The sequence below is a fragment of the Acidiplasma cupricumulans genome (assembly GCF_001402935.1).
Classification (GTDB): domain Archaea; phylum Thermoplasmatota; class Thermoplasmata; order Thermoplasmatales; family Thermoplasmataceae; genus Acidiplasma; species Acidiplasma aeolicum.
In genome coordinates this window covers 1-5,017 of sequence record NZ_LKBH01000247.1, presented here as the reverse complement: position 1 = coordinate 5,017, position 5,017 = coordinate 1, and the positions used below count along the sequence as shown (strand labels likewise).

Annotated in this window: 7 protein-coding genes; 3 read left to right on the top strand and 4 right to left on the bottom strand. The window is 33.9% G+C overall.

The genetic code is table 11. The features are described from left to right. Positions 1 to 79 precede the first annotated feature (79 nt). Positions 80 to 337, bottom strand: coding sequence for a UPF0147 family protein (locus AOG55_RS06700; protein WP_082180466.1), 258 nt, complete (start codon positions 335 to 337; stop codon positions 80 to 82). Positions 338 to 341: 4 nt separating this feature from the next. Next, positions 342 to 641: an Lrp/AsnC ligand binding domain-containing protein gene (locus tag AOG55_RS06695; protein ID WP_048102034.1), complete on the bottom strand. Its 300-nt coding sequence runs from the start codon at positions 639 to 641 to the stop codon at positions 342 to 344. 283 nt (positions 642 to 924) lie between these two features. Between AOG55_RS06695 and AOG55_RS06690 the strand changes: the two genes are divergently transcribed. Then, the gene (locus AOG55_RS06690) at positions 925 to 1,521 is read left to right on the top strand and encodes a thymidine kinase (protein WP_048102035.1); all 597 of its coding nucleotides are present in this window, start codon (positions 925 to 927) and stop codon (positions 1,519 to 1,521) included. Here the strand turns inward: AOG55_RS06690 and AOG55_RS06685 are convergent. Beyond that, the gene (locus AOG55_RS06685) at positions 1,518 to 2,243 is read right to left on the bottom strand and encodes a hypothetical protein (RefSeq protein ID WP_156150335.1); all 726 of its coding nucleotides are present in this window, start codon (positions 2,241 to 2,243) and stop codon (positions 1,518 to 1,520) included. The genes AOG55_RS06690 and AOG55_RS06685 overlap by 4 nt on opposite strands. Positions 2,244 to 2,370: 127 nt before the next feature. Here AOG55_RS06685 and AOG55_RS06680 point away from each other — a divergent pair, with 127 nt between their 5' ends. Both AOG55_RS06680 and AOG55_RS06675 read left to right on the top strand, forming a co-directional pair. After that, positions 2,371 to 3,273: a homoserine kinase gene (locus AOG55_RS06680; protein WP_048102037.1), complete on the top strand. Its 903-nt coding sequence runs from the start codon at positions 2,371 to 2,373 to the stop codon at positions 3,271 to 3,273. Continuing rightward, positions 3,273 to 4,373: an aminotransferase class V-fold PLP-dependent enzyme gene (locus AOG55_RS06675; RefSeq protein ID WP_048102038.1), complete on the top strand. Its 1,101-nt coding sequence runs from the start codon at positions 3,273 to 3,275 to the stop codon at positions 4,371 to 4,373. The genes AOG55_RS06680 and AOG55_RS06675 overlap by 1 nt, the downstream gene beginning before the upstream one ends. Here AOG55_RS06675 and AOG55_RS06670 read toward each other — a convergent pair. Further along, positions 4,363 to 4,959 (bottom strand): mevalonate-3-phosphate 5-kinase, encoded by a 597-nt coding sequence (locus AOG55_RS06670; protein ID WP_048102039.1) that lies wholly within the window; start codon positions 4,957 to 4,959, stop codon positions 4,363 to 4,365. The genes AOG55_RS06675 and AOG55_RS06670 overlap by 11 nt on opposite strands. Positions 4,960 to 5,017 lie beyond the last annotated feature (58 nt).

The window sequence follows — 5,017 nt, the reverse complement described above, 5'->3', positions numbered from 1 at the left end:
ATTTTCAAATGTCTGTATCGCTTATATTATTTACAAAAAAATCTATTCATAATTTATATAAAATTAAATGGTTTATTAATTATGATTTTGAAAGTGATTCTAACTTGCTTATTAATGTATATATTGCTGCCCTTCCATGAGACGGTACATTTGGATCATTAGAGATATCATCAAGTTTTGATATTATTGTTGCACACTTTAAATCAAGGCTTTCCTTACCATTTTGTAATTTTTCCTTTGAATCAGATGAAGTTTTTCTGACATTTCTGGGTATAGAAGTGTCCTCTGCCAGTTCATCCATTAGTTCCAAAATTTCGTTATACAATTTTTCATCCATTATATCACCTCATATACACGTCCTTAATGATGGATAACACCATCATTGTTTTTGATTTTTTTATCCCCTGAATATTATTTAACTCCCTAACTATAAATTTTTCCAGGGTCTGGTAATCGGGGAATCTTACCTTGATGAGCAGGTCATAATCTCCTGTAACAACCATGATCTCCTCAACGTTCTTATTTTCGGCAATTTTTTCACCGATATCCTCAACCATGTTTATATCGGCCTCAATGCCTATCATAGCTGTAACTATTTTGTTATCATAGTACTCCTTGAAATTTGTTATCTCTGCCTCCATTTATTCACCCGATATTTTAATTCTTAATGCTATTTAAACACATAATATTTTCTAATAAGTTTTAAATCTCATTATTTTCCCACGGAATTAATATTCATTTATATAATTATCAAATCGATAACCAAAAATTATGGAGATAATAAAAACTTAAATGTAAATTCATTATTTTTACATATGTATGCGATAATTTCTTATAATTATTCCAGCATTATCCATAAAATTATGCAACCAAACATAAGTAATTTATTAAATTAAAATATACACGTATATGAAAAATATCATCATGGGAAAATTAACTGTCATCACAGGGCCCATGTTTTCTGGCAAAACTTCGAGGCTCATAGAATTATTGGAGCGTGAAATGCTTGCAGGGAGAAATACTCTACTTTTTAAACCTGAAATAGACAAGAGATATGATACAACATATGTAACAACACATAAGGGCATAAGGCTTCCTGCAATAGTTGTAAGCGTTGATAATGATGGCGTTAAAAAAATTAAAACGTTGTCTGAGGGTGTTGACGTAATAGGCATTGATGAGGCACAGTTCTGGGATCACGATTCCATACTTCCAGAGGTTGTCGATTCCATCGCCTCCATGAAAAAAATTGTTTATATAGCAGCATTAAATAAGAACCACCTTGGAATCCCGTTTAAAACTTCACAGGAGATTATAGCAAGGGCCGATCAGGTTTATTCCCTCACAGCTGTATGTGCTAAATGCGGTGAGGATGCAACATTTACACAAAGGGTTATGAATGGCAGGGAGGTATTTGGTGAGGCCATCAAAATTGGTGGGATGGAGAGCTACGAACCCAGATGCAGAAACTGCTTTGTTTTTCCTTCTGTGGAGGATATAAAAAAATTAAATGGGACCTAAAAAAACTGTAGGCAATCATTAAAATTATCTGGCATATGTATGCTTGCCTTTTTACCGCCACGGTCTAAAAAACCTTTAATTGATATTAGTTTATTAAGTGTGTTTTTGTCCCCCCTGTTAACCAGATAATTATTTATGTTATTAATTTTTGAACCAAGATTTCTGTTGATTAAATTATTAAAATCATATAAAATCAAATATTCATCTGCATCCAAAAGCGTGGAGAGAAAGGATGATGCTGCATCAATATCTGGATTTATACCTGCATATTCAAAATACTGTAAATGTGGAAACATTGAAACTGCAGTTCCAGCCATGGCAACAGGTATGTAGCCATCGGAGGCAAGGGATCCTATGGCATTTCTTTCCGGTATATCCAAAATTGACATTGAGGATCTGTCATAAATAATCCTGGTATTTATGGAGACCATTTCCCTTGATAGACCAAGCTCGTATTTTATTTTTTCATATGTATTTTGAATAATGTTCCCAAGATAGCCCTGCAGCATTGATGAATATTCATAATTATTTAATGAATGATTTTTACCGGTTACATAATTAATGCCCTGTGAATACTGTATTGTAAAGATTAATTCGTCATCCGGTATGTTCTGAAATATCTGTAAAAGTATCCTTTCTATTGCCCCAGTTAGATTATTAATATTTACATCCGTGTTTTTAATCGCTGAATCCAGATCTAAATAAATTAACCTCCTTTCCAAATTATCACGCTGGAACATATCCAGAAAAGATATAAAATAATGCATTGTTTAATATTTCTGCACATGATATTACTGATAGTAATATAAAGTTGAATAATAAATTTATTAAATGAAAACATAGCAAAGTATGAAGATTAAGGAGTTAAGTTATTCATCATCCGCCAATCTCGGTCCAGGTTATGATATTTTATCCCTAAGCCATCGTGCCTTTAAGGACGAGGTAGAAATAGAGGAAAATAATACCGGAAAAATAAGAATCTTTTCGGATAATACACCTGAAGACCCCATGAAAAATACGGCGGGTCTTAGTCTTATACAGATTATGAAGGATAGAAAAATTAAATTAGGCATAGATATAACAATAAATAAGGGCGTTCCCGTTGGACTTGGCCTGGGCAGCAGCGGTGCCTCCTCATCAGCTGCTGTAAAGGCTTTTAATAAAATGTTTGATTTAAATTTAACAAATGATGAAATGGTATATTATTCAATGTATGGTGAAATTGCGGCCTGCGGGTCTGCCCACCCGGATAATGTTTCTTCTGGCATATATGGTGGAATGACGCTAATAACATCAACTGAACCAGTCAGGGTCAGAAAAATAGATATTAAGTATAAACCGCATCTAATGCTTGTTATACCAGATATTAAAATAGAGGAAAAAACAAAACTGGCTAGATCAATGGTGCCCAAAAATATAGATATTAAAGATATGGTACGCCAAACCTCAAGACTTTCATTGATGCTTCTCGGGTTTTTAAATGGTGAACGGCAGGCAATAAGAGACGGCATGAATGATGAGATAGTTGAAAAATCCAGAAATGGTTTATTCCCATTTTATGGTGAGATAAAATCAATGGCCATAGATGAGAATGCGGTTTCTGCATGTATTAGTGGTGCGGGTCCAACAATACTTATTTTTACTGATGAAAGAACAAATAAAAATGGCATTATCAGTGGCACTGATGAAATATTAGGTAAATATGGTTTAAATTATAAGATTGTGGAAACTGAAATTGTGGAGGGATATTAATGAACGATATTAGTGATGGTATTTTTGCAAAACCCCTTACATTTCCCATTTACCAGACAAGTTCCTATGTTGTCCCGGGTGGTGAAAAATACCGGTATTCAAGGGAATATAATCCGACAGTTGAAAATGTGGGACTAAAAATTAAGGCAATGGAACATGCTGAGGCATATAACGCGTTTTCATCGGGCATGGGTGCTATCACAACCACGGTGTTATCATTAATACATCCTGGAGATAGGGCGTTGATACACCTTGATACCTTTGCAAGGAGTTACCACTTTTTCACAGAATATTTAAGATCATGGGGGGTTAAAATTGATGTCGCAGATCCGGGAACAGATAATATAATTAAGTCCATAAAAAACGATACAAAGCTGGTATTTATTGAGAGCCTTTCAAACCCTATATTAAGGGTTAATGATATTAAGGCCATATCAGAAAAATGCAGGGAAACGGGTTCATTGCTTATTGTTGATGCAACATTTTCCACACCGGTAAACATACACCCGCTGGACCTTGGTGCGGATATAGTTATACACAGTGCATCAAAATTTATATCCGGTCATAATGATGCAATAGCAGGTTTTGCTGCGGGCAGGGAGGATCTTATAGAAAAAATAGACAACATGAGAAGAACCCTTGGAACATCAATGGATCCGAACACTGCATTTCTTGTAAACCAGGGAATTAAAACACTTGAACTTCGCATGGAGAGGATAAATAAAAATGCGAATATAATTGCGCATGAACTTCAGGATTCAGGCAATGTTAAAAACGTTATATATCCCGGTCTTGATAATCATCCGGATCATGAAATAGCATTAAAATATATGAACGGATTCTCAGGGGTAGTTGATTTTGAAATACAGGGTGATGTGGAAAAATTTTTTAAAAATTTAAAAAATGTTGTGCCCGCAAATACCCTTGGGGGAATAAACACAATCATATCAAATCCATTCACAATGTCACACAGGTCGCTCAATGAAAGTGAGTTAAAAATATTAAATGTAAACAAAAAATTTATGAGATTATCAGTTGGAATAGAGAACCCTGACATTATCATCAAAGATTTATTAAATGCAGCCTCAGCTACTGATTGATTTTATCTTCTATATATTTTATTATCTTTTTCCTTGCAAGCTGATAATTTGTTGAGTCAACGGTAAAAACATCGTATTTTTTTAATAAATTAAGTGTATATTTCTCCATAACCTCATATACAGGAAGCTGCTGCACAAGGCGGTATCCGGGGGAATTAATATGTGTAAATTTTTCCCTGCTGTTCAGCATTTCCTCATGAACATTATGATCAGAGACATAAATATATATTTTTATTATATCATCAATTATATTTTTATCAATAAGTTCTGGTATATAATAAAGTGTCTCAAGTATTAACGGCTCACCATTCCTAATCGCACGGGCAAGGACAGCATTTATACCGCTATACATTATTTTTGACTGTTCATAATATCCTTTAATGATATTATCCTCAGTTTTCTCTCCAAAAAACTGCCATGATTCATATACACTTTTTGATAGTATTTCACCAGCATAGGGCCTTAAAAATTCCCTTAAATAATCCCCAGAAAGAATAATATTTATATTAAATTCTCTGGCCACATAACCTGCCATGCTAGTTTTTCCAACACCCGGTATGCCGCCAATTAATATCACTGGAAACATGACCGTATAATATACATTTATTAATAAAGTTTACAAAATTTTTTGATGCTCATAATTA

Bases quoted from the DNA above. Each gene is read 5' to 3' on its own strand.
- AOG55_RS06695 (WP_048102034.1), bottom strand. From the start codon at position 641: ATGGAGGCAGAGATAACAAATTTCAAGGAGTACTATGATAACAAAATA.
- AOG55_RS06700 (WP_082180466.1), bottom strand. From the start codon at position 337: ATGGATGAAAAATTGTATAACGAAATTTTGGAACTAATGGATGAACTG.
- AOG55_RS06680 (WP_048102037.1), top strand. From the start codon at position 2,371: ATGAAGATTAAGGAGTTAAGTTATTCATCATCCGCCAATCTCGGTCCA.
- AOG55_RS06670 (WP_048102039.1), bottom strand. From the start codon at position 4,959: ATGTTTCCAGTGATATTAATTGGCGGCATACCGGGTGTTGGAAAAACT.
- AOG55_RS06690 (WP_048102035.1), top strand. From the start codon at position 925: ATGGGAAAATTAACTGTCATCACAGGGCCCATGTTTTCTGGCAAAACT.
- AOG55_RS06675 (WP_048102038.1), top strand. From the start codon at position 3,273: ATGAACGATATTAGTGATGGTATTTTTGCAAAACCCCTTACATTTCCC.